The organism is Mycobacterium parascrofulaceum ATCC BAA-614 (genome assembly GCF_000164135.1).
Taxonomy (GTDB): domain Bacteria; phylum Actinomycetota; class Actinomycetes; order Mycobacteriales; family Mycobacteriaceae; genus Mycobacterium; species Mycobacterium parascrofulaceum.
Map to the genome: position 1 here is coordinate 202,195 of NZ_GG770557.1, position 23,971 is coordinate 226,165.

Sequence of the window (23,971 nt, forward strand, 5' to 3'; positions counted from 1 at the left end):
CTAAGCCCCAATTGGCGATCACAAAGTGGCCGTCGCAGTCCAGCGCGATTCCGTTCGGCTCGCCGCCCGCGTGGCCCAGGTGTCGGACGGTGTGCTCGTCGACGAGTTCCGCGACGGCCGAGCCTCTATCGGAGGCGTACACCCGACCGTCGGCAGTCACCACAACATGTTCTGGGCGTTCTACGCTGCGCCCGAAGGAGTGCAAGTCGTTCACCGTGATGGTGGTGTCGCCCGTTCCGCTCATCTATGTTCCTTGCGTGGTGCAAGCCGTGAGGCATCAAAACGTTCAACTGATCCGCACGGCAAACCTTGCAATCTCGTTCAATCATGCCGTTCGTTCGCACGGCGGTCATTGTGGCGACGGCAGAATCAACGGCACATTCCACAAGAGGTACTTACGCCTGGCGGCTGAGATGCCCTACAGCCCACCGGCTCTGAGGTCGCGATGTGCCGATAGCCAAGCTGTCGTAGACAGGCGCGTAGCGACGTTTCATTTTGAGTCTGAATTTCTAGTACTGCCAACACGTCCGCATTCGTATCCTCGATATAGCGGCAGATGGCGGCGATCCGCGGCCCTCCTCCATGGCCTACGTTTCAGTTGAGCACGCGCATTGCGTCACCCGTCGATCACACACCGTCTACACGTTTACCGAACCGGCCCACGCTTCACTCTCGAATTCATCTGTTGACCAATTTGCTGGCACCGCTGAGCTACACCATCGCCGCTACCGAATTGGCTTCGGTCAGCGACCGAGTCTGGGCCACCAGATGGCGGACCTCCGTCAACGAAGGCTGCAGCTCGTAAGCGTGGTGGTGTACTGCCCGGCTGAGCGAATACCACACCCGTCTCGCCTGCTCGCCAACATCCGGTCCCCGGAAGCTGCTTAAAACAACGAGCTTCGAGATCATCGTCGGCGGCTTCTCGCTAGTTGCGGCCCACGATGCGTTCTGCTCGTCGAGCCAGTCCTCGAATGCCATACGCGCGAGCAGAGCCGCAATTCGGGCCGCCCTAGGTCCGAGAGCTATTCGCCCGTCGAGCACGTCATCGGCGTAGTTCAACAGAGCCGCACGCCCGGTCATGCTGCGCCCCCCACCAAATCACCGACCGCCAACCGCGCGTCGTTAACCGCCCCCTTGTAATCCGATACGCCTTGGTGCACACCCTTATTGACCACCGAGAGTGTGTCCCGACGAGCGCGGCCGCCATTCTTCCACTTGTCGACCGCCAGATCGTCATCTGCACTTCGACCAAGTGCCAGAGCCAGCCGCTTTGCCGTTTTCGTGGCATCTTCCCAGGCCGCTTCGATTTCTTCCCGAGATCGGCCGGCCGTATGGGCTTTCGAGGCGTATGCGTCCCATGCGGCTGCCTCCAACGCTTCTCGGCAGAGGATCGGAATTGCGGACCGCTTGATGTCCTCGGGTACAGCATCGTCCACGGCGATCGCGAAGGCGTCGTCGAGCAGCCGTGTCGCGGGGCGGGTGGACTCAACCACACTGATCGACGAGTTGGCCGCGCGCGTCACCTCGACGATTCGCGCCGGCGCTCGTGAAGCGCGGATCGCAGCCGGGAGCCGGTTGTCGTGGGTCATCACGATCACTTGCCGGTTCTTGGCCAGACCCGTCAAGATTTCCAGGAATCCGTCAATCTTCGAGGGATCCATAGCCTGAATCGGGTCGTCGAACACCAGAAATCGGAATGGGCTCTCCACCGAGGTCGCGCGCGGGATGAATATCGCGAGCGCGAGTGCCTGTAGCTCACCCTGGCTCATTACTCCGAAAGCTTCAGTCTCGGAGCCGTCGACCGCAGCCTGCAGCACGACACGTCGACTTGTTTTTTGTCCCTCCAGCCGGATGCCACCCAGCTCGACGTTGCTCGCCTGCCGCAGCGCCGCCCATATTTTGCGGGCCCTCTCAGCCAGAGGGGTAATGCGTTCGTTGCGCAGGCGACCGGCGTTGGCCAGCAGCCACTTCAAGGCTTCCGTAGCTACCGCCAGCTGGTCTACCACTGCCAGGGACGCTTCTGCCTTCTGCAACCACTCCGCCAATCGCAAGGCCACCGGGCTCCATGCGCCTTCCCGAGACTGGATCAGATTCGATGCTTCCTGCGCCAGCGCCGAGTAGGCGGAGCGAAGCCCCGGAAGGGCTGCATCGACATGGTCGGCAAGCGCGAGATCGTCACAGACGGGCAGATCGACGAAGCGGTCGTAGGCGTCTCGCGCCGAACTCAGCGAGCTCAGATCAGCGTCCGCGAGCGGCGGACGGACCACCGACCGAATTAGCGCGGCCACCGATGAGCGGGCTTGCTGCGTCTCTGCTCGGGCGGCGTTTAGGTCTCGAAGCGCGCTTTGGTCCCGCTCGAGGGCCGCGCGTGCCGCGAGCGCCCAATCGTGGTCGAGCGTGCCCTGACCGCAAACGGGGCAAGGCTGATCACCGTGCTCCTCGTGGAAGTCCAAACTCGACTCCAACAGCGCGGCACGGTCGGCCGCTAACGAGTTCACGCGTTGAAGTTCCCGCTGCTCGGCTTTGGCCGCGGATCGCAGCGCGGCGCATTTCGGTTCGGCATCCTCGGCGGTCGGCACTGTCAGCTGGCGGGCTTGATCCAACGCAGGAGGAACATGCGCCGGACCACCGGTGATCAGCGGACGTATGGCGTCCAGGTCGGGCTTGCCTTTCTTGACCTGTGTCAGCGCGGTCGCGGCACGTGGGTCTTCGTGCCCTGTGAGTACGGGCTTGAGGAGGTCGGCGGCCTTTTTGAGTTCGGCACCAGGTTGGCGAAGCTTCTTGACCTCGGCGTCCAACAGGTTGATGGCATCGGTGAGTTGCTCGAGGCCCAGGAGCTTATAGAGCTGGTCGTAGAAGTCGCTGGGTTTGCCTTCGAGGATGCCGTTGAGCTCGTCGTAGCTGAGCAGCGGCCGATACATGGTCAGCGCTGCATCCCAACCCAGTGCAGTGACGGGCTCGCGTTTGTGCCCCTTGCGCTGCACCCACGAGTGCATGTCGTCGACCGGCACGTCGGCACCAGGCGGCCAGTCCACTCCGATTGTCGTTGTGCCCGAACCCTCTTCAGTGATGCCGATCCGAATCTCTGCCGGTTCGCCAGAGTGCAGGTTCCGCCAGGTCTGCGACCACACGACGGACTTGCCTTTCCATCGGGAATTCACGCCAGTGAGTGCTAATTCGAGGGCCTCGGCGAGTGTGGACTTACCTGACCCGTTGCGACCGGCGATGACCGTGAGGCCCGGCCCGGGCTGAAGTGGCACCGTGACCTCAGGCCCGATGCCTCGGAAGCCTGCGACCGAGATCGACTCTAAGTAGGCGCCCACGGGCTCCTTCGAGGCTTCGTCGGCTGCGGTGAGTGCATCGACGAGGTGTGGCCTAGGGGCGTCGCCCAGCGCCTCTGATAAGGCAGCCGGATCCTCCAGCGCGGCCAGCACCGCCAGCCGCGCGGGTTCGCTCAGCGATTCATCGGCGTCAGCGAGCGCCAGCACGTAGTTCTTCAGTGTCTCTTCACTCATGGCCCCCTCCTCGGGTACGAGACTAAGATTGCGTGAGGACATCTCAAAGGCGTTTGGCCAGACGAGGTATCAGGGCGCCGTGATCCGAACAGGTAGTCCCGTACGTCACTTCTCTGGACGTAACTCCGGTCGCCACGTAGGCGCACCGATGTATCAGCCTCTGAAGTGTCATGCCAGCGCATCGGCTGATAGTGAAGCGGGGCCTCTCTATCTCTCCCTATAGTCGCGCTATGAAGCTCCGGTACCACTATGTTCGTGACAAGTCCGCGGTGGCCCATCATTGGGATTATCTTCGTGATCGGCATGACCACGCCTTGTGTGGGCACGGATACAAAGATCCTGTCGACTTAAAGGGAGCAAGCCGGCCGAGAGCTGTCTGTCGGGCTTGCCAAGCTCTACTACCCCAAGCGGAAGCCCAATGGTGGCAGAAAGCGGCTAAAGAAGGCGCGGAGCAGCTCAAGAGCCTTTCGGCAGATTACGCAAAGCTCTGGGCCGACTACGAGGATCTTTCGGCAGACAACCAATACGCTTGGTCGGAATACGAGAAGCTGTGGTCGGAATACGAAAAGCTTTGGGCGCAGTGCGAGAAGATCGAGGCGCATGCCGACAATCAGCGGCGTGAAATTCGCGCTCTTCTTGAGAAAATTCGCCAAAGCAGCACAGATAGAACACGCCAAAATGGACCATTATCGCCGCGAGTTGGAGCCCCGTCGAAGAAGCGTCCGCGCAAACCTCCTCCAATTAGAGTTGTTTCTGGCGGACTGCCGGGCAGCGGTAAACGCAGCTGACGCTCGGAGTAGCAGCTAGAGCCACGAACTCGTCACCCGTGGCAAATGTGCTCACAACATCCGCGACCCTAAAGTTACTGGCATCGTGGCTGGCGCGCGCCGGCGGACGTTCTTAATAATCGAATGCGAAAGACCGGCAAAGGCATTCGCTATCACTACGACGCCTGGAACGCTGCTCAAAGAAGTTAGATCAAATCCGAGGCGATCAGGTCGGCTGGAAGTCGTTGACTCGGCGCCGAGCTGCCGAACGCCGCCCGAGCGCTCTGCGGTGTGAAGACACACCATCCTCTGGACTGCTAGCTCAACCGAACCTGAGGACACCAACCCGATTCTTGTTGGGTGGGCTGCAACAGGTTCGCGGCGCTGAACATCTCAGTCGTCGGCCGAAGATGCTCTTGGGGTGAGCTTTGAAACGCCCTGGTTCTGACGGAGGCTCGGGCTATTGGATTTCGACCAGGGGTTGGTCGGTCCGTTGTGCATCGTAGAACGCCGCTTCGAACTCAGCCGGTGGGATGTCGTTGAGGTAGCCGTGGAGGCGGCTGGTGTTGTGCCAGTAGACCCAGCCCAGGGTGGCCAGCTCGACGTCCTCGACGGTCTTCCACGGTCCGTTGCGGGCCGGTCCGTAGATCAGCTCGGCTTTGTAGTAACCGTTCACCGTCTCCGCGAGGGCGTTGTCGAAGCTGTCCCCGATCGAACCGATCGAGGGTACTGCGCTGATCTCTGCGAGGCGCTCGCCGTAGCGGATGGACGTGAATTGCGATCCGGCATCGGAGTGACATGTCAACCCCGCCAACGTATTTCCGCGCGACCAGCGCGCCATCTCCAATGCGTCCAGCACCATGGTGGTACGCATGTGCGAGGCGACCCGCCAGCCGACGATCATCCGGGAGTAGGCATCGACGATGAAGCAGACGTAGGCCACCCCGGCCCAAGTGGGCACGAACGTCAGATCGGTGACCCAGAGTTGGTTGGGCGCGGTCGCGCTGAATTTGCGCTTGACCAGATCGGGGTGCCGCTCGGCGCTGAGGTCGGGTCGGGTGGTCTTGACCCGTTTGCCGCGCCGTGCACCTTCGACACCGGCGCCGCGCATCAGCCGGGCCACCTGATCCCTGCCGACGTCGTAGCCGGCCCGACGCGCCGCCTTCCACAGCTTGCGGACCCCATAGACGCAATAGTTCTCCTCCCACAGCGCCACCAATGCCGGACCCAAGACGGCATCACGCTGGGCCCGCTGTGACGGCGGCCGCGTCTTGGTGTCGTAGTAGGTGCTCGGAGCCACCGCCACCCCTGCGGTGCGCAGGACGGTGATGATGGGCTCGACTCCGAACTCCTCGCGGTGGGTGTCGACGAAGGCGACTATTTCTTGTGTTGGCGGTCGAGCTCCGCGCCGAAGAAACTCGCCGCTCGCTTCAGAATCTCGTTGGCACGCTTGAGTTCTCGTATCTCTTGCTCGAGTTCCTTGACCCGCCGGGACTCCGCAGTGGATACCCCGGGCGCATACCCATCGTCGATGTCGGCCTGGCGCACCCAGGAGCGCACCGACTCGACCCCGTAGCCGAGCTGACGCGCTACCCGCGACACCGTGCCCTGCTCGTTCCCCAACTCGGCCCGCAGGGCACGGACCATCCGCACCGCGGCAGCCTTCTCCTCCGGGCTGTATCGACGCGCCGTGGGCTTCCCCGGCGACTGTTCCTTCGGCATCCCTGCATCCTCGTTTCCAAGGTCAGGAGCCTCCGGGATTTCCAGGGCGTTTCACTTCGCCGTGTAGCCCTTCGACCGTCGCCGCCAGCAATGCGACTAGCAGGAGGTAGCGAAGGATCGGACAGAACCGGAGACTCGAGCGCCTCGGCTGGCCCGCCAGGAGCTCTTAGTCCCGGCCATCGTCGACGCTGTCAGCGCGAGGTGGGATGCTCACCGACATGGGCCTACGAGACCTCGGAATCGCGACGCATTACAGAAGCGGGTCAGAGAACATTGGTACTGACTTTTACCTACCGTGTCTTGGTGCCGCGTCTGCCTACGATCGCGCAGTCGGCTTCTTCACCTCGACCTCACTAGCAGCCGCAGCCCGAGGATTGAAGGCCTTCGTTTCCAGGCCGGACACCAAGATGCGGCTGATCGCGTCCCCTGCTCTGACCGAAGAAGATGCCACCGCCATCGCGGCGGGTTACGACCGCCGCGAAGTTATCGAGCGGGCTTTGCTTCGAGAGCTAGACCAGCCTGCTCCCGACGCGCTGTCGCAGCGTTTACAGCTTCTGACCTGGCTAATCGCACATGGCCGATTGGAGATAAAGCTTGCAGTTGTGTCGAACAAGCAAGGTATTGGTATTTACCACGAAAAGGTTGGCCTTTTTCGCGACACCGACGGCGACACTGTGGTGTTCACCGGGTCATCTAATGAATCGGCATCCGGACTCCTCAACAACTTCGAATCCATAGAAGTATTCCGATCATGGATTGACGGCGAACGGGAGCGCGTCTACCGACGGGTCAGCGATTTTACAAATCTTTGGAACGACAACACGCCCGGGCTGCAGGTATTAGATTTCCCAGAAGCGTTACAACGTAAGCTCCTTCAGAAATATGCCCCAGCCGATGATATAGCCACGATCGATGATGGCGTTGACGAAGGAGCCGCTGCCTTGAGCGATGACGGCGGATATCGTCGACCACCAACGCTGAAGCTACGTGACTACCAAAAGGACGCTATTCGCGCATGGTGGAAGGAAAATGGGCGCGGAATCTGGGAAATGGCAACGGGAACAGGTAAGACGGTCACCGCGCTCGCAGCGGTAGAAGCGCTTTGGGGAGTGCAACAGAATAAGGATTCCCTCCTGGTTGTCGTAACAGTCCCCTACAAGCACTTGGCAGAACAATGGGCAGCCGAAGCGCGCAAGTTCGGGGCCAACCCGATACTGGCCTACGACGACGCCTCACGATGGATTCCCCAAATGGAAGCTGCGGTGGCCGCGCTGTCACCAACGAACCGAAAATTGATCTTGGTCATTGCCGTCAATCGGACTTTCTGCGGCTCAAAATTCATCGACCGGCTCAGAGCTGCTTCGTGCACGAAGATGCTCATCTGCGATGAAGCACATACAGCGGGCAGTAAAGAGATGCGCGCGGCACTCCCTGACGATATTACGTTTCGGCTTGGATTGTCTGCCACGCCGGAACGCCATCTCGATCCGGAAGGCACACAAGCGATTCGCTATTATTTTGGAAAATCTGTATACCAACTAGGGTTGAAGCAGGCGATTCAGTTGGGTGCCCTAGTCCCGTATCGCTATCACCCAATTATTGTCGAGCTCACTCCAGAAGAACACGATAAATACGTCGAGCTGACAGAAAAGATCTCGCAACTCCTTGGGATAGCATCAGATGTGGATCCTGATGGCGCACCGACGGCCGTTGAAATGCTGTTGTTTCAACGAGCCCGCTTGATCGGTTCTGCCTCAGGGAAAGTACCGGCTTTAGTTGACGCTATAACACCTCATGTGCAGGAGAGCTACATACTCGTCTACTGTGCTGATCGCTGCGGAGATGACCCGCAGCTTGACCAAGTCGTCCGTGCGCTCGGCCGTGACCTACGCATGCGTATCAATACTTTTACTGCAGAGGAGGACTCGAGTACACGGGCAAAGCTGCTCACGCGCTTCAGCTCCGGCGAGCTTCAAGCGCTCGCGGCTATCAGGTGTCTCGATGAAGGCGTTGATATACCGGCGACACGACGCGCTTACATCCTTGCTTCCTCCCAGAATCCTCGCCAGTTCATTCAGCGTCGCGGGCGTGTCCTCCGCCCAGCCCCTGGGAAGACGACCGCGGACATCTACGACTTGATGGTCAGTCCACCCGACCTTTCCGACGACCCGCGACTTTTCGAACTGGAGCGTCGGCTCGTTGGACGCGAACTCATGCGAGCAACCGAGCTGTGCGATGCGGCGGTGAACAGCATTGATGCGTTATCCACCCTGCGGCCGTTGCGGGCTCGGTATGATTTGTTGAGCCTGGCCCCACGCGCCGAGCAAGAGGCATAGGTACGGGGGCCGTTAGCCGAGTGTCGCTAGTTTTTGTATGCGGAAACTAGCCAGCGAGCCGGGGAGGTAGCGAAGGATTGGACGCAAAAAGCGCTATCAATCAGGTACTCGAAGAAACTACCGAGGAAGTCAAAGCCGTGGTTGCGGGCGTCTTGAGGATAGAGAATAACTACATCCATATGGCCTTGCCACGCGGGATCCATGATGACATCCAGGATCTGATTGAGCGAGTCGTCAAATGAAGCTTCACCGCATCCGGCTTGAAAATTTTCGGCAATTTCAAGGCATAAGCGAGATCGAATTTGCTCAAGATAAGCAGCAGAATGTAACACTTATTTGGGGCGCGAATGGCGCTGGTAAGACTACGCTGCTGAACGCTTTCACATGGGTCCTTTATGGCCAGTTCACGAAAGACTTCGAGAAGCCGAAGTCTCTGGGCAACCAAGATACATGGGCATCTCTTAATCCGGGTGAGCGACTTCGGGTATCTGTGGAGCTCGAGTTTGAGAACGCAGAACAGATCTTCACGGCCACGCGCACCTCTATATTTCGAAAAGCGGACGATGGTTCGTCAATAGTCGAGGAGGAGGGCCGCCCCAGTCTGCAATACATCGATCAATCGGGGCGAAGCGAAGTATCTGGTAACCCGGATGACCACATTAGACAAATCCTCCCGGAACGCCTGCACAGCTTCTTCTTCTTCAATGGAGAACGGATTGAACATCTCGTCCAGGCCTCTGCCTACGAAGAAATCGAAGACGCGATCAAAACTATTCTCGGACTCAAAGTTGTAGAACGTGCAATCAGCCATTTACCCAAAGCAGCAAGACGTTTCGAGCAGGAATTAAAGGCGCATGGCACCGACGAACAACGCGATATCACTCGGAAGCTAGAGGATCTCGACGGCCAATTGGGGCAAGCCCAATCTCAGCGGAGCGAAAGCGAGAAGCGTGCCACGCAATGGCAGGACGAGATCGATGCCGTGGATAGTAAGTTACGCGGCACTGAGGAAGCGCGTGAACAACAGAAGCGTCGCGACATTTTGATCAAACAGGAGTCCGACCAACTGGGTTCCATTGAGAAGATCAACGAACGGATCCATCGGCTGATCAGAGAGCGAGGCTATCTTGCTTTCGGCTTGAAGTTGTTCACGCAAACACGTAAACAATTCGTTGACAAACGAGAAAAGAAAGAGCTACCTGCGCCCGTCAAACGAGATTTCATAGAGGATTTGCTCGAGGAAGGAACATGTATTTGTGGCGCTTCCCTCGCGGAGGGGACTGAAGGGCACCGCCACATAATGACATGGAAGGAACGCGCCGGTCTTGCCGAGGTCGAGCAGCGCTGGGGTGAGTTATATGCGTACGCAGACTCATACACGGGGCAACGGCTAGCGATGGCGGGTGATCTCGCCACATTGTTGGATGACCGCCAGTCAGCTGTTGATCAACTTCGTCTTCTGCGGGAACAGCTCAGCGAACTAAGTGCGAGTTTGCAAGGAATAACCAGAGACAATATTGATGAACTTGAGAGTCACCGGGTCGCTGCTCGACGGAGTAAAGATGACGAGATTCGTCAACAAGGCAGGCTCGAGCGTTCCATCGAAAATCTCCGCGTTCGTAAGCAACAGCTGGAGGCAGACCTTAAGCGAGCAGCCAGTGTTGAAGCAAAGGCCGCACTGGCACAGCGCAGGCTCACAGTCACCAGAGAGGCGCTCAATACTCTGGAAAAGGTGTACGCGATACGAACTGAACAGACTCGCTCAGATCTCGATGAAAAGATCAAGTCCATTTACCAGCAGATAAGCTTCAAACCCTACACCCCTGAGGTTAGCCCAACGTTTCAACTAAATCTTATGCATATTGCTACGCAGGAACCCGTCGCCAAAAGCACAGGCGAGAATCAAATTCTTAGTTTATCTTTTGTGGGCGCATTGGCTTCGATTGCCCGAGACCGCTATGAAGAGACCAAGGGCGCAATCTCCGCACAGACGGAAGTTCGCGGTGGCATATTCCCCATTGTCATGGACGCCGCATTTGGATCACTCGATTTAAATTATAGACGCGAAGTCGCATTGGGTCTCCCGGGACTAGCGGAACAAGTAGTGGTCATCGTCTCTAAGTCCGGCGGCGATGGAGCGTATGAGCACCTAAAGGACCGTGTTGGGCGCTCATATGTCATCCAGTATTTGACTCCAAAAAGTGATACTAAACCGGAGACTATCTCGATCGAAGGTCGAGAATACCCTTACGTGCAACCTTCAGACGACGGCTCGGAATACGCACTGATTGCAGAGGTCGAATAATGGCTCCACCACGATTTTCTCCACCAAAGGAAAAGATCGATATTATCAAGTATTTGACATCGAAAGGGTCGCCTTTTGCCGAGTATCGCGATATTTTATTTTTCGCGGCGATGATCGGCTGGCATAAAAGCCGGAGAATTCCTCTTCAGTTGAAAGGCGAAGCAATTCGCTGGGATGTGATGACTAATAGGCACGGCACCGAATATATTACCGATATGATCGCCGTTGCGGACGCTCCGGACGACCCCTCTATTCTCGCGACTGCGCGGCAGGATGAACGCGTTCAACTGCTTGAGGAGTATGCCCACGGAGGACTGCAAGTGTTGGAAGAAATGATGTCCGCCGCGGGCGCGATATCATTAGAGACGCTGTTTATTAACGCAATCCAAGAAGCTCTCGCGGGTAATGGCAACGAAGGCCCCCTCGACCTTGCAGACGAAATTCTCAACCTTTAAGCACGGCTGGCATCGATCAGCTCAATCGAAGAAAGACGCAATGTACTGGTCGACCGCCTTCTGGTCGACAGGTTGTGGTGCGACGGTGCGCGCCCGGGCGGGAGCGCGGCGCGGCGCAGTTGATTCCCGGGCGTATTGGTTGAATAGAGCCGATACCTCACCCAGCCAGAACGACTCGTCATCATCGAACCGTAACAACCTTCGTGCGAGTCTAAAGAACCCTTTTCCCGGCCGACCTGAACGCTGACCAATCACGAGGCTGGCCAGGATCGGTCGGCCGGCCCGAGTGTCAGCGATTAACGATTCACACAACAGCCGGGCCAGCTCCGGCGATCGCGGCTCGAGATAAAGCGTCTTAATCGCCGCGGCTAGGTCGGTATAGGTGAGAAGCTTGCCGGCTCGCGCAGCATCTTCGAGAGCCGCCCTTGTCTCCGTCAGCGCCAACTCCCATGGGGACGCAATGCCGTTACTATTCAAGCCATCCCTTTCACAACACGCACCGTAAGGGTTGGTGGTCATGGTCATCGCCGTCCACCGAGCTGCGCGCTACTTCCGAAGAAGGGACAGCGCCGCGGCGATCCCCGACCAGTCGATATCATCTGTCATGTGGCTCCATGAAAAGCGTAGTGCGCCTTCGATTTGTGTGTTTGGCAGCCCGGCCGCCATGAGCACATGGCTCGGTGAGTAGCTCTGGGACGTGCACGCCGAGCCGTTGGACACTGCCGCCACTCCCTTTAGTGCGACGATAGCGGCTTCGGAGTCGACACCGGGCAATGAGAAGTTCAATGTATGCGCAACAGTTCTGTCGACTGAGCCGTTGAACACAACCCCGATCGACTCAAGATGAGCGAGCGCAAATTCCCGAATGCGAAGACAGCGTTCCTGCCGCTTAGCCGCGTCGCTCACCGCCATTGATGATGCGGTGCCTAATCCTGCGATCAGCGACACAGGCAAAGTGCCTGGCCGGAGACCCTTCTCCTGGCTGCCGCCAAACATCAACGGCTCTAGAGGGGGACGACTGAACCGTCGCCTTCGAGCAATCAGCGCACCGACGCCTTTTGGGCCGTAAATCTTATGGGCAGAAACAGATTGCAGATCAATGCGAGGGTTCTTCAGCATGTCGATCGTTTTGCCGAATCCCTGCGCCGCATCTACATGCATGTAGGCGTCATGATTCGACAGGACCTCGGCGCACTCGCTGAGCGGCTGAACCACTCCCGTCTCGTTGTTGACCGCCATGATGGAGACGAGCAGCGTGTCGGTTCGCAAGGACTCGGCAAGCTGTTGAGGATCCACCCAGCCGCCAGGTTCGGGCTGCAGTCTGGTTACTTCGAACCCGTCGGTAGACAAATGCTCAATCGGCTCCAACACCGCCTTGTGCTCGATCTCCGTCGTAATGATGTGACGTCGCCCGACGCGTCGGCCGTATGCTGCCAGTCCCAGTATTGCAAGGTTATTGCTCTCGGTAGCCCCACTGGTGAAAGTGACTTCATCAGGTTGGGCGCCAACGACACTCGACACCTCTTCACGCGCGGCGCTCACACGCGCCTTGGCGACTCGGCCATACTCGTGCGTGCGACTGCTGGCGTTGCCGAACTCTTCGGCAGACCACCTCAGGACCTCCTCAACGACTCGCGGCTCCATTGGAGTCGTCGCGTTGCAGTCCAAGTACACAGGCCGCGACGCCCCCCCAGATTCTTGGATCAGCCGCGTGTCGGTGGGCGTGGTTACCGTCATGGGACAGATGGTACGTGTACCTTCCGACACCAGTACGGAAAGACACGTCGCCTCGTACGGATGAAAACTTCCGTACAACGTTCAACTCGAAGGAGAGGGCATGGCGGTGATTGGAGTGGACGCGGCACCGGCAGTATCCCGGGAACACCCACGCTCCAGCGGCTACGAATACGTCTTCCCGGCGATTCGCGGAGTCCAAGCAGCCCGCGAGTACTACGTGACGATGTGTCCGCTGAGACTGATACCTCGGCTGTTCCTCTTCGACGAAGAGGAACTTCCCCCTGAGATGCGGGCGCAGCGGACGCTCAATAAGGCAAGAGTGCCGGAAATTTCCCGATACATCGTGGAAAATCCGGACAGCTACATCTTCTCTGCCTTGACCGCCTCGGTGAACTCGGAGGTGCGGTTTGACCCGTTAGACGGCACGAACAGTCCGGGCGAGCGCGTCGGGACGCTCTCCATCCCGATGTCAGCTCGGTTTGTGATCAACGATGGACAGCATCGCAGAGCTGCCATCCAACAGGCACTGATTGAAAACCCCGACCTCGGCGATGAGAGCATCGCAATTGTCCTTTTCCTAGATGTTGGCCTTAACCGGTGCCAACAGATGTTCGCCGACCTCAACCGTCACGCGATTCGCCCGTCGAAGTCGATCGGCGTGCTCTACGACTATCGCGACGAAATGTCAGTCATTACAAAGCTTATGGTGACACGATCTCCGTTCTTTACCGACCTCACCGAGATGGAAACGAGCAATCTTTCCGCTCGCTCACGCAAGCTTTTTACGCTCTCCGCCCTCTACAGCGCGAACCGGGCCTTGCTCGACGGTATTGAGCCGGGCTCGCTTGAGCGGCGCGTCGATGTCGCCTGTCGGTACTGGCAAGTGGTGGCAGATCAATTTCCCGAGTGGCATCAAGTGCGCGCCCGAGACGTCAGTTCTGCAGAGGTCCGACGGGACTTCATCCACAGCCACGGGATCGTGCTGCACGCCCTGGGGAAGATCGGAAACGCGCTCATCCGCCAGTCCACCAAAGAGACTCGCTGGCATGCGGTACTGAGCAACTTGACGACGATTGATTGGCACCGTTCAAACGCGGGGGTTTGGGAGGGACGAGCCACGGTGGGCGGGAAGGTAAGCAAGGGCGCCTCCAATGTCCTATTGACTGCAGGGTATATGCGCTCCGCTCTCGGCTTGGAGTTACCACCGGACGAGCAGCAAGCCCAAGACGCCTTCGCAAGGGGGAACAGGTGACGCGCCAACTTCCGATCAGTCCCCGCCGGCACTCCGCCTTCGATGAGTCTGGATATGCCGCCACCGTGGATCGCATCCTCGAGCAGACGCGCGCGCTGTATCTCGCCGACTCCGTTCCCTGGGTAGTGGGCTACTCAGGAGGCAAGGATTCGACTGCAGTGTTGCAGCTGGTGTGGTTATCCCTTGCTGGTCTGCCACCAGAGAAGTTGACCAAACCGGTGCACGTCATCAGCACCGATACTCTCGTCGAGAATCCGGTTGTGGCAGCATGGGTTACGCATTCGCTTGATGTGCTCGCAGAACAAGCGAATACGCAACATCTGCCGATCACTCCCCACCGCCTGACACCGACCGTGACCGACACCTTCTGGGTCAACTTGATTGGTCGGGGTTACCCAGCTCCGCGCCCAAAGTTCCGATGGTGCACCGAGCGCCTAAAGATCAAGCCGTCGAACTCTTTCATCCGCGCTATGGTGCGGTCTCATGGCGAAGCAATCCTGGTATTAGGGACTCGGAAAGCCGAGAGCAGCGGTCGCTCACACCGGATGACCGCTCTTGAAGCCAAGAGATCACGAGATCTACTTAGCCCAAACGAATCGCTGCCCAACTGCCTCGTGTACTCGCCTGTCGAGAACTGGTCGAACGATGACGTGTGGACCTTCTTGATGCAAACGCCGAACCCGTGGGGCTACTCGAACAAGGAACTTCTCACCATGTATCAGGGCGCCTCCCCAGACGGGGAGTGCCCGTTGGTCGTCGATTCCACGACGCCAAGCTGCGGCGACAGTCGGTTTGGTTGTTGGACATGCACTCTGGTGGACAAGGACAAGTCCATGTCCGCCATGATCCAGAACGATGATGAGAAAGAATGGATGCTCCCACTTCTCGAACTCCGAAATGCCCTTGACGTCGGTGATGACCGCCACCTTCGAGACTTCCGGCGGATGAACGGATCTGTTCAGCTCTTCAATGACAAACCGATCCCCGGGCCTTATACCCAGGAATCTCGGGAGCGCTGGCTGACGCAACTTCTGGAAGCGCAGACTTGGATTCGGTTGAACGGCCCGGATTACGTGCGTTCACTCGAGCTTGTCACGCTGGCGGAGTTGGAGGAGATCCGTCGACTCTGGGTTGTTGAAAAGCACGAATTCGAAGACAATCTTCCGCGCATCTACCGCTCCGCGACCGGTGAAGAATATCCGGGCAAGCCGTTGGATGAGCACCTTCCGTTAGGCTCCGAGGCTATTGAAGTACTCAAGGAAGTGATCGGTGGCGACCGCCTGCACTTCGAGCTGGTCCGTGAGCTTCTGGACATCGAACAGCGTCACCGATCCAGAGCGCGTCGCGCCGGACTCTTCGACTCTCTCGAAAAAGCTTTGCGACGTGGGTTTTACGACGACGAGGCCGATGCGACCTCGCGTGCCAATACCCGGAAGGCAACGCTGGAGCGGCCAGGCACTGGCTCGCCCGACATGGTCCCGGATCCGCTTGATGTGGTGGACGGCTTCATCCGTCCAGCACAGGCGGGAGCCGACAAGTGATCATCGACCAGCTTATGCTGCACAACGTGGGTACTTTCGCCGGACGAAACACACTTCAACTCACGCCCCCGTCATCGAACAAGCCAATCGTCCTCATTGGTGGTCTCAACGGTGCAGGGAAGACAACGCTTCTTGAAGCTATCAACCTGGCCCTTTACGGACCGCTGACACAGACCGCCGCCCGCAAATCAGGTGGCTACGAAAACTACCTGCGCGGGCTCATTCACAAAGGGGTACCCGAGAGTGAAGGCGCTGCAATAGAACTCACCTTCCATGCTCACCAGGAGGGTAACGAACGGGAGTATTGGATACGTCGCAGTTGGCGAAGCACGGGCGCATCGATCCGCGAAATACTGTTGGTGTCGGTCGATGGTCGGCACGACGAGGCGCTGACGTCGACTTGGAGCGAGCACATCGAGTCCTTCCTGCCTCGCGGCATCGCTGGATTGTTCTTCTTTGACGGTGAACAGATCGAGGCGCTCGCGGACTTGGATCGCTCCCAAGAGGTTCTTTCATCCGCGCTGGCCTCTTTGATGGGTCTGGAACTCGTTGACAGACTGTCAACCGACCTGGCGGTATTGCGCAAGCGCCATCAGAACTCGCAGGTACCAGACAAACTGTGCGCTAGCATCGACGAACGGCAAGAGGCAGTCACTGCCGCTAGGCGAGCAGAGGAGCTGGCCGCCAACCAGGTTGCACGGTTGCGGGTCGCTGTTGAGCGCGCGGAAAAAGCACTGTTCGAGCTCAACGAGCGGTACCGGTCGGCTGGCGGCAATTTGGTCGACCACCGCGAATCGGCTGAGCGTAGCGCACAGGCCTTGCGTGCCGAAGTCACTCGCATTGAAGACCTCATTCGCCACGAAATGGCGGAATCCGCACCGCTCCTCCAGCTTGCAAAAGTACTGAAGGAGATGTCAGGGCAGGTTGATGCAGAATCAGATGCTCAACGCAATCGAGTGATCACGGACGTCTTAGCTTGTCGCGACCGAGAAATCACTGCCTTGCTCGCCAGGGCCAGTGTCCCGAAGGAGGTACTCGCCCAGGTCGACGAATTTATGGCGAGCGACCGGGGTGCTCGCGCAGCGGCGGCGGTTGCCCAGAACATCGTGGGCGTATCCGATGCCGCTGGCCTTCGCCACCTGATGTCTTCAACGCTGCCGAATGCAGAAAAGCGGCTGCGCGAACTCGTCGAGATGCACACTTCGACGAAAGACAAGCACGAACAAGCCGAGCGGGTTCTCGTCGCCATCCCCGACGATGAAGCACTGGGCTCACTCGTTACCGACCGCGAGGAAGCCTCTGCCGACCTTATTCGTCGACGAGCGGCCCTTACCCATGCCGAAGAGAAACTCAAATTCTCACGAGAAGATCGTGCACGAGCCGACGCCGCATACGAAGCTGCACTCGAAGCCGTGGCGCGAGCGAACCTCGCGGCCGACGACAACCGCCGGCTCGTCGATCACCTCGACCGCGTCAGGGCAACTTTGCAGGACTTCCGATTGAGTGCCAGCCGCCGTCATCTCGGGCGCATCTCTGAACTTGTGCTGGACGCGCTGGGTAGGCTCTTGCGCAAGGAGAACTTGATCACCGATGTAGCCGTCGACGCGAAGACGCATGCCGTCGAACTCACCGGCCGCGATGGTCTACCACTCTCCCCTGCCAACCTGTCCGCCGGCGAGCGGCAACTTCTGGCCGTCGCACTGCTCTGGGGACTGGCGCGCGCAGCTGGCCAGCCGCTGCCGGTCGTCATCGACACCCCGTTAGGCCGCCTAGACGGATCCCATCGAGAGCACTTGCTGGAACGCTACTTTCCGCACGCGAGCCATCAGGTTCTGCTGCTATCGACGGATACAGAGATTGACGCGGAGGCGTACACCCGCGTTGCAAAATATGTCGGCCGGGAATACCGGCTTGTGTTCGACCAAACCACAAACGCGACATCCGTAATGAGCGGTTACTTCTGGGAGTGATCATGGCAATCGAATCCGTTCGACTCTCGCAAACCGCGCGTGACCAGCTCGTCACCTTGAAGCGCCGAACTGGCATCGCCAATTGGAACGTGCTCTGCCGGTGGGCACTGTGCCGGTCCCTGTCGGAGCCGGCTCCCCCGCCGTTGACGAAGCTGGTTCTTGACAGCAACGTCGAAATGTCTTGGAAGGTATTTTCTGGCGAATACGGCGACGTCTATTGGGGCCTCATCCGCTACCGCTGTCATGCGGATGGCCTACCGCTCGACGACGAGACGCTGGCGAACCAGCTTCGCTTGCACCTCCACCGCGGAATCGGGTATCTAGTGGGAGATCCCCGCGTGACCGACGTGATTGGGCTTGCCTATATTGCTTTTTCGGACGAGTCGGCTGCATGATTCAACCGGTCGCCCGACACAAGACCGCGATGAGTCGGGAGACGCTTTCGAGACCGATCGCGACGGCACTACGCGATGCACTGCTCGATACAACCAGGTCGATATTCGACTACGGATGCGGTCGCGGCGATGACATTCGCAATCTCAAGGCGCTTGGGTATTCCGTCGGCGGGTGGGATCCCACGCACCGGCCCCTCGCCCACAGAACACCAGCGGACACGGTGAATCTCGGTTATGTCATCAACGTGATTGAGCACCCGGCAGAGCGTGCGCAGACACTGAGGAGTGCGTGGGCATTGACCCGTCGCCTACTCATCGTTTCCTCGCGGCTTACCTGGGATGGGCGAGGACTTGCCGGTCGACCCTTTGGCGACGGTCTCGTCACGCGAACGGGCACGTTCCAGAAGCTTTATGAGCAAGCAGAACTCAAACAATGGATCGAGTCAACCCTAAATACCGAAGCGCACGCCGCGGCTCCAGGGATCTACTACGTCTTCCGAGACTCCACCGCGGCCCAGGAATTCCTGGCCACCCGCGTGCACACGTATCGGCCCAGGGTTCGCATCGATCCCCACCAGCTGTACGAAGCGAATCAAGAAGTTCTCGCGCCGCTTTTTGATTTCCTGAGCCTGCACGGACGTCCGCCCAGAACCGGCGAACTTGACAGCGACACCATTGGAGCCATCAGAGAAGCCGTCGGCACCCTCGCTCGCGCACAACAACTCATCCGTAGAGTTACGGATGACGACTATTGGGAAAAGGTGAGGATCCAACGGCGCGCAGAATTGCTTGTATACATCGCACTTTCGCGCTTCACTGGCCGACCCCGTTTCGCCCAACTAGGATACACGCTCGCTACAGACATACGTACACACTTCAGCAAGTACCAAGACGCGTGTGCTCAGGCAGATCGGCTGCTACTCGCCTGCGGGGATCCGGCGATCGTCCTTGTGAATGCACGGAGCTCTCCGGTTGGCAAGCAGACGCCAAGCGCGCTTTATGTACATAAGAGCGCCCTCGGGGAACTGCCGCCGGTGCTTCAGGTGTACGAAGGATGCGCACGTGCGCTTTCAGGTACCGTCGAGCACGCAAACTTGGTCAAGCTATCAGTGACGGAACCCCAGGTCTCATACCTGACTTATCCTCAGTTCGATCGCGACGCACACCCTCGGCTCGAGTCGTCGGTCACTGTCAACGTCCGGCGATTGACAGTTGACTGGCGAGATTATCGCCGATCGCCCAATCCACCCTTGCTTCATCGCAAGGAGGAGTTTCTGGGGAAGGAAAATTCTCGCCGAGCTCTTTACGCGAAGCTGACCCGGGCAGAAGTAAGGGCTGGCCTGTATCGATCGCCTGAGAGTATCGGCAGCCTCATGGGGTGGCAAGCAACCCTTGAAGCTGCAAATTTAACTTTGAGGGGACACCGCCTGGCGCCTGCGCACAATCAGTCAGATTAATTCGGATCACTTCAACAGAGTTTCGGCAATGTCTTCATCTGATAGGTCGCTATCCTCGCTCTCTTCGTCAAACGCATCAGCCTCAACATAGTCGCTGTCGGCGGCTGTACTGCCAGACTCCGAATTAAACCAGTGAGTAAGTTCATCGCCAGAGACCGAGAACCACTTGAGGAGGCCCTGTCGGAGCTCTTTTGCAGCAGTAGTGTGAGCTTCAATTCGGCGTTGTGCGTCGGTCAAGCTCGAATGAGTCGTTTTCATCGCGCGCAACTTTTCTTTAACGACATAATCGAGATAATGCGATCGTGCTTTATCCCGCAACGGTGTGACCTTGTCATAATCTATCACTTGGTCGAGAGCCGGGCGCGCTTCCGCCGAGCACAATATTTCTAGCCAAAAATATCTAAATTGTATGGCTCTCGGCGTGTCCATATTGGTGATGAGATTCCAAGGATGTGTCGGCTTATTTCCGAGACGCCTGGCGAGTGCCAGCCGACGATCGTACTGACCCGTGGTTTTACTCAGCATCCAAGTGTTGATTCCCTCGGCCATAGCTCCTCCAAGGTCGACCACCGTCACCTTAGGCTTCACGAATTGACGAAGGGTGCCTAATGTCAACGCGACGCCTAGCTGGCACGCTTGCGTGTTTATCACCTGGTACAACTGATTCGATGCATCAACCTTCGTAGCGCTGCCTAAGAACTCCGCCGCGCGTAATCCCTCGAACTCCGTTTGCTTCTTACCAAGTAGGTCCCAGGCTTTGACAACGTCGGGCTTAGTCGTTCCTTTCGTGTTTACGCTTTGCCAAAAAGTCGCCGAGTCTCGCAGGGTCCAGTACATACCAACACCGCTGAACAAAGCCTCCCGGGCGAGATCTGCTACCGCGTCGCCGCCAACCCATTCCGCAAACAATTTGGCTAGTGCTTGTGCATGAGCACGGTACGGGCTGATATTGCTTAGCAACAGCAGGATTGCAGCTCCCCAAGTCTTCTGGTAAGCGTCGACGAGTATCGGGAGGGATACATCTGGAAATTTTGTATTACCCAGATGGTCGCGCATAAATTCCTTACCATCGTCGGTGACAATCGTGGTTTTGAATAGATTCTTCACTCCGAGTTGACTACGCATGAAAAGGTCACGTACATCGTTCGGTTCTCTTTTCCCGATTGGAACGTCGACCCGCTCAATGTACCTCGGAGGACCAAACACCGTACGGTTCACCATTTGTTTTAGCGCGTGCACATTTGTAATGGCAGACCATCGCGACGATGTAGTTTTTGTCGTATCAGGATTGTCATACTCAACTGAATACAATGGTAGTAGATTTCCCTCCGCATCATTACGTAAATGAGTCAAAGTTGATCGGGTGAAGATGTTAACGAGTTCGCTGTCAGACAGGAGTATTATCCTGACTCGCTTGGTGTCCTTGCATGCTTATTAACATCTACAAATAACTTACGCGCCGATTTGTGCGTAGTGTGACTTTGGCCGAATTGATCCGGAAACCAAAGAATAGTCACTGGCACTTCGATATGCCCGAAGTCAGTCGGATGCTTCTCTAATAAATCTTTCACACGGTTCTCATAGAAGTATTTATAACGTGCGCCCGGTCCGCTCTCTTCCCATGTCTTACGGATTGTGCGGTCAATTGCGAGTAGAGCCATGGCGCGGTGCTGGCCGTCGACCACCACCAGTCGGCAAAACTCGCTATTCCACCATAATTGACCGAGGGGTATTGGGCTGAGATCGCCAGAATTCGTTGCCAATCGCCGTAGGCGAAGAGAATTCCCACGTCAATTTCATTCCAAAAGAGATTATCGTCAGAGACGAGTTGAGGTTTTGCCAGTTCAGGAAATGAAGAAGGCACTTGAGAATCAAACGGTAGAATAATTGTCAAAATTGGAGGAAAGAATGAATCGCCCTGGTTTTACCGGAGACTCGGGTTATTGGATTACGACCAGGGTTTGGTCGGTCCGTGGTGCATCGTAGAACGTGGCTTCGAACTCGGTCGGCGGGACGTCGTTGAGGTAGCTGTGGAGACGGCTGGTGTTGTGCCAGTGCACCCATCCCAGGGTGGCTAGCTCGACGTCCTCGACGGTCTTTAACGGCCCGCTGCGGGCGGGACCGTAGATCAGCTCGGCCTTGTAGTAGCCGTTGACCGTCTCGGCCAGCGCGTTGTCGAAACTGTCCCCGATGCTGCCGATCGAGGGAACAGCGCCGATCTCTGCGAGCCGCTCTCCGTATCGAATGGATGTGAACTGCGATCCGGCGTCGGAGTGACATGTCAAGCCCGGCAATGTGTTTCCGCGTGACCAGCGCGCCATCTCAAGTGCGTCGAGCACCATGGTGGTGCGCATGTGAGACGCCACGCGCCACCCGACGATCATCCGTGAGTAGGCATCGACGATAAAGCACACATACGCGACTCCTGCCCAGGTCGGTACGAACGTCAGGTCGGTGACCCATAACTGGTTCGGCGCGCTCGCGGTGAACTTGCGCTGCACCAGATCCGGGTGCCGTGGCGCAGCCGGATCAGCTTTGGTGGTGCGGACGTGTTTGCCGCGCCGTACGCCGTGGATGCCAGCGGCGCGCATGTGCCGGGCGACCTGATCGCGCCCGACGTCGTGGCCGGCCCGACGCGCGGATTTCCACAACTTGCGCGCCCCGTAGACCCGGTAGTTGTCCTCCCAGAGCGCTACCAGCGCTGGCCCCAGCACGGCATCACGTCGGACCCGTGCCGACGCCGGCCGGGCTTTCGTGTCGTAGTAGGTGCTCGGGGCCACCACCACCCCTGCGGTGCGCAGGACGGTGATGATGGGCTCGACCCCGAACTCCTCACGGTGAGCGTCGATGAAGTCGACTATTTCTTGTGTTGGCGGTCGAGCTCCGCGCCGAAGAAACTCGCCGCTCGTTTCAGTATCTCGTTGGCGCGCTTGAGTTCTCGCACCTCCTGCTCAAGCTCCTTGACCCTCTTGGACTCCGTGGTCGTCACGCCGGGCTCATACCCGTCATCGATGTCAGCCTGCCGCGCCCACGAGCGCACCGACTCCACGCCATAGCCGAGCTGGCGGGCCACCCGCGACACCGCGCCCTGATCGGTCCCCAGCTCAGCCCGCAGGGCGCGGACCATCCGCACCGCGGCGGCCTTCTCCTCGGGGCTGTATCTGCGACTGGTCGGCTTTTTCCCTGACGACGATTCCGTGGGCATCCCTGCATCCTCGTTTCCAAGGTCAAGAGTCTCCGGGATTTCCAGGGCGATTCAGAAGGCGGGTCCAGACTGACTTGGCTCGAGGATATAAGGTACAAGATTCACCGCTACGCGGTGATCATCCAAGTCCCGTTGCAAAAGCTGGTTGAAATCGAGCTCTTTAGTCGGTATAACTTCTCTAAACGGCACTAGGTGCTGCGTGAGGCGGCGCTCGGGATCCGTTGCATCTTTGCCTAATCGCGCCTTTGTCATGAGGTAGCTTACTGCCCCCGCAGGCGTCTTGAATTCACCCATAAGCCCTTGGGTATAGTTTTGGAACAATTGGTCTGCTCCAACATCGCTCAACGACATCGATTTAACGCCTCCCAAGCACTGGTAGAAATATTCTCTGAAGAATCCACTCTGCATTCGCTGCATTTACGCGAAGCTCGTCATCCGTACCTGTTTCACCCGCCAGTTCCTTGGCGGCGGGTAACACCCAACAATCTACTTGGTCGAGCTGCAGCCCAGCTCCAGCCAACCGAGCCCCGAAAGTATCGCCATTGAACCGGAAATCATCTGCAACTTCAGGTCGATTATTGATTAGCGACTTCGCACTTTCGTAATCATCGATATGTTCCGACAGTCTTTCACGAAGGTTCCGAGCAACGCCGATATATAGTGGACTGCTAAAATGGGGACCGAATTTCCTAGCAATTGAATCAGGCGCCTTCGCTGCTTTGGTTCGTCGCGCACTGACGTGAGGTATCTCGCCACGATGCTTTCAGAGTCGCCTGACTTGACATCGCAGATCGATTGACGGCGGATGCGACCATCCCATGAGAGGTCGTAATCGCCGGTACCAGTGAATCCAACTGGACTTGGCTGATGCACTCGGGCGTAATCCGATACTGCTCGGACAATATCGCGCGAAGCGAGATCTACGCCGTCACATACGCGTGGTTCCCAGTCGTCCTCAGAGAGTCCAAATCGTGCGTACCATGCATAAATACCTGGATCTTCGGGCGCGAGATCAAATTTGAGAGCTCCGAACACTTGCGGAGGACTGTCGCCGCCAAGTGGGAGAAGTGACATGAAGCTTTTCCCTCCGGTTCCCTCCACCGTTGTCTTCGTGAGGCGTCGCCCTGCTTGACGATACCCACTTAGGGGTGGCCCGTGACGGTGTATCGAGCGGCCCAAGGATTCCTACATCTCATGCGCCTGAATCGAGTCAGCTCTCGGCGTCCGTGAGGTACCGATCCAACGAAGTTCTAGGGGTTTCCGGTGACCGGATTACCTGCGACTTGAGCACAACAGGTCTCGAGGCAGCCGACG

Annotated in this window: 19 protein-coding genes and 2 other annotated features; of the genes, 9 read left to right on the forward strand and 10 right to left on the reverse strand. The window is 58.1% G+C overall.

Translation table 11 applies throughout. From position 1 onward, the window contains the following. The 3 genes from HMPREF0591_RS33220 to HMPREF0591_RS22345 form a co-directional block, all read right to left on the reverse strand. A partial coding sequence (locus tag HMPREF0591_RS33220) for an NHL repeat-containing protein (protein WP_007170937.1) occupies positions 1 to 244 on the reverse strand: 244 nt, incomplete at its 3' end. Positions 245 to 711: 467 nt separating this feature from the next. Further along, positions 712 to 978: a hypothetical protein gene (locus HMPREF0591_RS22340; protein WP_244269066.1), complete on the reverse strand. Its 267-nt coding sequence runs from the start codon at positions 976 to 978 to the stop codon at positions 712 to 714. 98 nt (positions 979 to 1,076) lie between these two features. Next, entirely contained in the window at positions 1,077 to 3,515 is a 2,439-nt protein-coding gene (locus HMPREF0591_RS22345) for an AAA family ATPase (RefSeq protein ID WP_007170940.1), read from the reverse strand. Between the two features lie 230 nt (positions 3,516 to 3,745). Here HMPREF0591_RS22345 and HMPREF0591_RS32515 point away from each other — a divergent pair, with 230 nt between their 5' ends. Then, the gene (locus HMPREF0591_RS32515; RefSeq protein ID WP_007170941.1) at positions 3,746 to 4,303 is read left to right on the forward strand and encodes a hypothetical protein; all 558 of its coding nucleotides are present in this window, start codon (positions 3,746 to 3,748) and stop codon (positions 4,301 to 4,303) included. A gap of 439 nt (positions 4,304 to 4,742) precedes the next feature. Here HMPREF0591_RS32515 and HMPREF0591_RS22350 read toward each other — a convergent pair. Further along, positions 4,743 to 6,004 (reverse strand): IS3 family transposase gene (locus HMPREF0591_RS22350; protein WP_085981706.1). Its coding sequence is split into 2 segments (ribosomal slippage): positions 4,743 to 5,701 and positions 5,701 to 6,004, totalling 1,263 coding nucleotides; the frame shifts between segments, so codons are not numbered across the junction. Beyond that, positions 5,574 to 5,705 (reverse strand) — a sequence feature (AL1L pseudoknot). (Overlaps the previous gene by 132 nt.) 206 nt (positions 6,005 to 6,210) lie before the next feature. Between HMPREF0591_RS22350 and HMPREF0591_RS31305 the strand changes: the two genes are divergently transcribed. From HMPREF0591_RS31305 to HMPREF0591_RS31315, 3 genes are all read left to right on the forward strand, one after another. Further along, positions 6,211 to 8,340 (forward strand): DNA phosphorothioation system restriction enzyme, encoded by a 2,130-nt coding sequence (locus HMPREF0591_RS31305; protein WP_083212336.1) that lies wholly within the window; start codon positions 6,211 to 6,213, stop codon positions 8,338 to 8,340. Between the two features lie 238 nt (positions 8,341 to 8,578). Further along, entirely contained in the window at positions 8,579 to 10,645 is a 2,067-nt protein-coding gene (locus HMPREF0591_RS31310; protein WP_007170946.1) for an AAA family ATPase, read from the forward strand. After that, positions 10,645 to 11,100 (forward strand): DNA phosphorothioation-associated protein 4, encoded by a 456-nt coding sequence (locus tag HMPREF0591_RS31315; protein ID WP_083212335.1) that lies wholly within the window; start codon positions 10,645 to 10,647, stop codon positions 11,098 to 11,100. Before HMPREF0591_RS31310 ends, HMPREF0591_RS31315 begins: the two co-directional genes overlap by 1 nt. A gap of 21 nt (positions 11,101 to 11,121) precedes the next feature. Here HMPREF0591_RS31315 and HMPREF0591_RS32520 read toward each other — a convergent pair whose 3' ends face one another. After that, the gene (locus HMPREF0591_RS32520) at positions 11,122 to 11,625 is read right to left on the reverse strand and encodes a hypothetical protein (RefSeq protein ID WP_139093804.1); all 504 of its coding nucleotides are present in this window, start codon (positions 11,623 to 11,625) and stop codon (positions 11,122 to 11,124) included. Positions 11,626 to 11,646: 21 nt separating this feature from the next. Continuing rightward, a complete protein-coding gene (dndA, locus tag HMPREF0591_RS22375) occupies positions 11,647 to 12,837 on the reverse strand; it encodes a cysteine desulfurase DndA (protein WP_007170949.1) in 1,191 nt (396 codons plus the stop codon). 100 nt (positions 12,838 to 12,937) lie between these two features. On the opposite strand from dndA, the gene dndB reads away from it, so the two are divergent. The 5 genes from dndB to HMPREF0591_RS31320 are packed head-to-tail and all read left to right on the forward strand — an operon-like array spanning position 12,938 to position 19,452. Further along, positions 12,938 to 14,089, forward strand: a complete 1,152-nt coding sequence (dndB, locus tag HMPREF0591_RS22380) for a DNA sulfur modification protein DndB (RefSeq protein ID WP_007170950.1) — start codon at positions 12,938 to 12,940, stop codon at positions 14,087 to 14,089. Further along, a complete protein-coding gene (dndC, locus tag HMPREF0591_RS22385) occupies positions 14,086 to 15,630 on the forward strand; it encodes a DNA phosphorothioation system sulfurtransferase DndC (RefSeq protein WP_040623637.1) in 1,545 nt (514 codons plus the stop codon). The genes dndB and dndC overlap by 4 nt, the downstream gene beginning before the upstream one ends. Continuing rightward, complete coding sequence (dndD, locus tag HMPREF0591_RS22390; RefSeq protein ID WP_007170952.1) at positions 15,627 to 17,600, forward strand: DNA sulfur modification protein DndD; 1,974 nt, start codon at positions 15,627 to 15,629, stop codon at positions 17,598 to 17,600. Before dndC ends, dndD begins: the two co-directional genes overlap by 4 nt. 2 nt (positions 17,601 to 17,602) lie before the next feature. Beyond that, on the forward strand, positions 17,603 to 17,995 hold the full coding sequence (dndE, locus tag HMPREF0591_RS22395) for a DNA sulfur modification protein DndE (protein ID WP_040623729.1): 393 nt from the start codon (positions 17,603 to 17,605) through the stop codon (positions 17,993 to 17,995). Beyond that, positions 17,992 to 19,452 carry a DNA phosphorothioation-associated putative methyltransferase gene (locus HMPREF0591_RS31320; protein ID WP_007170954.1) on the forward strand — a complete coding sequence of 487 codons (1,461 nt, stop codon included), beginning with the start codon at positions 17,992 to 17,994 and terminating at the stop codon, positions 19,450 to 19,452. The genes dndE and HMPREF0591_RS31320 overlap by 4 nt, the downstream gene beginning before the upstream one ends. Positions 19,453 to 19,458: 6 nt before the next feature. Here HMPREF0591_RS31320 and HMPREF0591_RS32525 read toward each other — a convergent pair whose 3' ends face one another. The 4 genes from HMPREF0591_RS32525 to HMPREF0591_RS32535 form a co-directional block, all read right to left on the reverse strand. Beyond that, a complete protein-coding gene (locus HMPREF0591_RS32525) occupies positions 19,459 to 20,559 on the reverse strand; it encodes a hypothetical protein (RefSeq protein ID WP_157137552.1) in 1,101 nt (366 codons plus the stop codon). Positions 20,560 to 21,019: 460 nt separating this feature from the next. Further along, a complete protein-coding gene (locus tag HMPREF0591_RS33225; RefSeq protein WP_167310173.1) occupies positions 21,020 to 21,346 on the reverse strand; it encodes a hypothetical protein in 327 nt (108 codons plus the stop codon). 46 nt (positions 21,347 to 21,392) lie between these two features. Beyond that, positions 21,393 to 22,657 (reverse strand): IS3 family transposase gene (locus tag HMPREF0591_RS22400; protein ID WP_085981707.1). Its coding sequence is split into 2 segments (ribosomal slippage): positions 21,393 to 22,351 and positions 22,351 to 22,657, totalling 1,266 coding nucleotides; the frame shifts between segments, so codons are not numbered across the junction. Next, positions 22,224 to 22,355, reverse strand: a sequence feature (AL1L pseudoknot). (Overlaps the previous gene by 132 nt.) Positions 22,658 to 22,708: 51 nt before the next feature. Next, entirely contained in the window at positions 22,709 to 23,065 is a 357-nt protein-coding gene (locus HMPREF0591_RS32535) for a hypothetical protein (protein ID WP_244269068.1), read from the reverse strand. Between the last annotated feature and the right edge of the window lie 906 nt (positions 23,066 to 23,971).

What these genes read in the sequence shown, in the direction of transcription:
- HMPREF0591_RS32515 (WP_007170941.1), top strand. Translation starts at nt 3,746, where the DNA reads ATGAAGCTCCGGTACCACTATGTTCGTGACAAGTCCGCGGTGGCCCAT.
- HMPREF0591_RS32535 (WP_244269068.1), bottom strand. Translation starts at nt 23,065, where the DNA reads ATGCAGAGTGGATTCTTCAGAGAATATTTCTACCAGTGCTTGGGAGGC.
- dndA (WP_007170949.1), bottom strand. Translation starts at nt 12,837, where the DNA reads ATGACGGTAACCACGCCCACCGACACGCGGCTGATCCAAGAATCTGGG.
- HMPREF0591_RS32520 (WP_139093804.1), bottom strand. Translation starts at nt 11,625, where the DNA reads ATGACCATGACCACCAACCCTTACGGTGCGTGTTGTGAAAGGGATGGC.
- dndB (WP_007170950.1), top strand. Translation starts at nt 12,938, where the DNA reads ATGGCGGTGATTGGAGTGGACGCGGCACCGGCAGTATCCCGGGAACAC.
- dndE (WP_040623729.1), top strand. Translation starts at nt 17,603, where the DNA reads ATGGCAATCGAATCCGTTCGACTCTCGCAAACCGCGCGTGACCAGCTC.
- HMPREF0591_RS22340 (WP_244269066.1), bottom strand. Translation starts at nt 978, where the DNA reads ATGGCATTCGAGGACTGGCTCGACGAGCAGAACGCATCGTGGGCCGCA.
- HMPREF0591_RS31305 (WP_083212336.1), top strand. Translation starts at nt 6,211, where the DNA reads ATGCTCACCGACATGGGCCTACGAGACCTCGGAATCGCGACGCATTAC.
- HMPREF0591_RS31320 (WP_007170954.1), top strand. Translation starts at nt 17,992, where the DNA reads ATGATTCAACCGGTCGCCCGACACAAGACCGCGATGAGTCGGGAGACG.
- HMPREF0591_RS22345 (WP_007170940.1), bottom strand. Translation starts at nt 3,515, where the DNA reads ATGAGTGAAGAGACACTGAAGAACTACGTGCTGGCGCTCGCTGACGCC.
- HMPREF0591_RS31315 (WP_083212335.1), top strand. Translation starts at nt 10,645, where the DNA reads ATGGCTCCACCACGATTTTCTCCACCAAAGGAAAAGATCGATATTATC.
- HMPREF0591_RS31310 (WP_007170946.1), top strand. Translation starts at nt 8,579, where the DNA reads ATGAAGCTTCACCGCATCCGGCTTGAAAATTTTCGGCAATTTCAAGGC.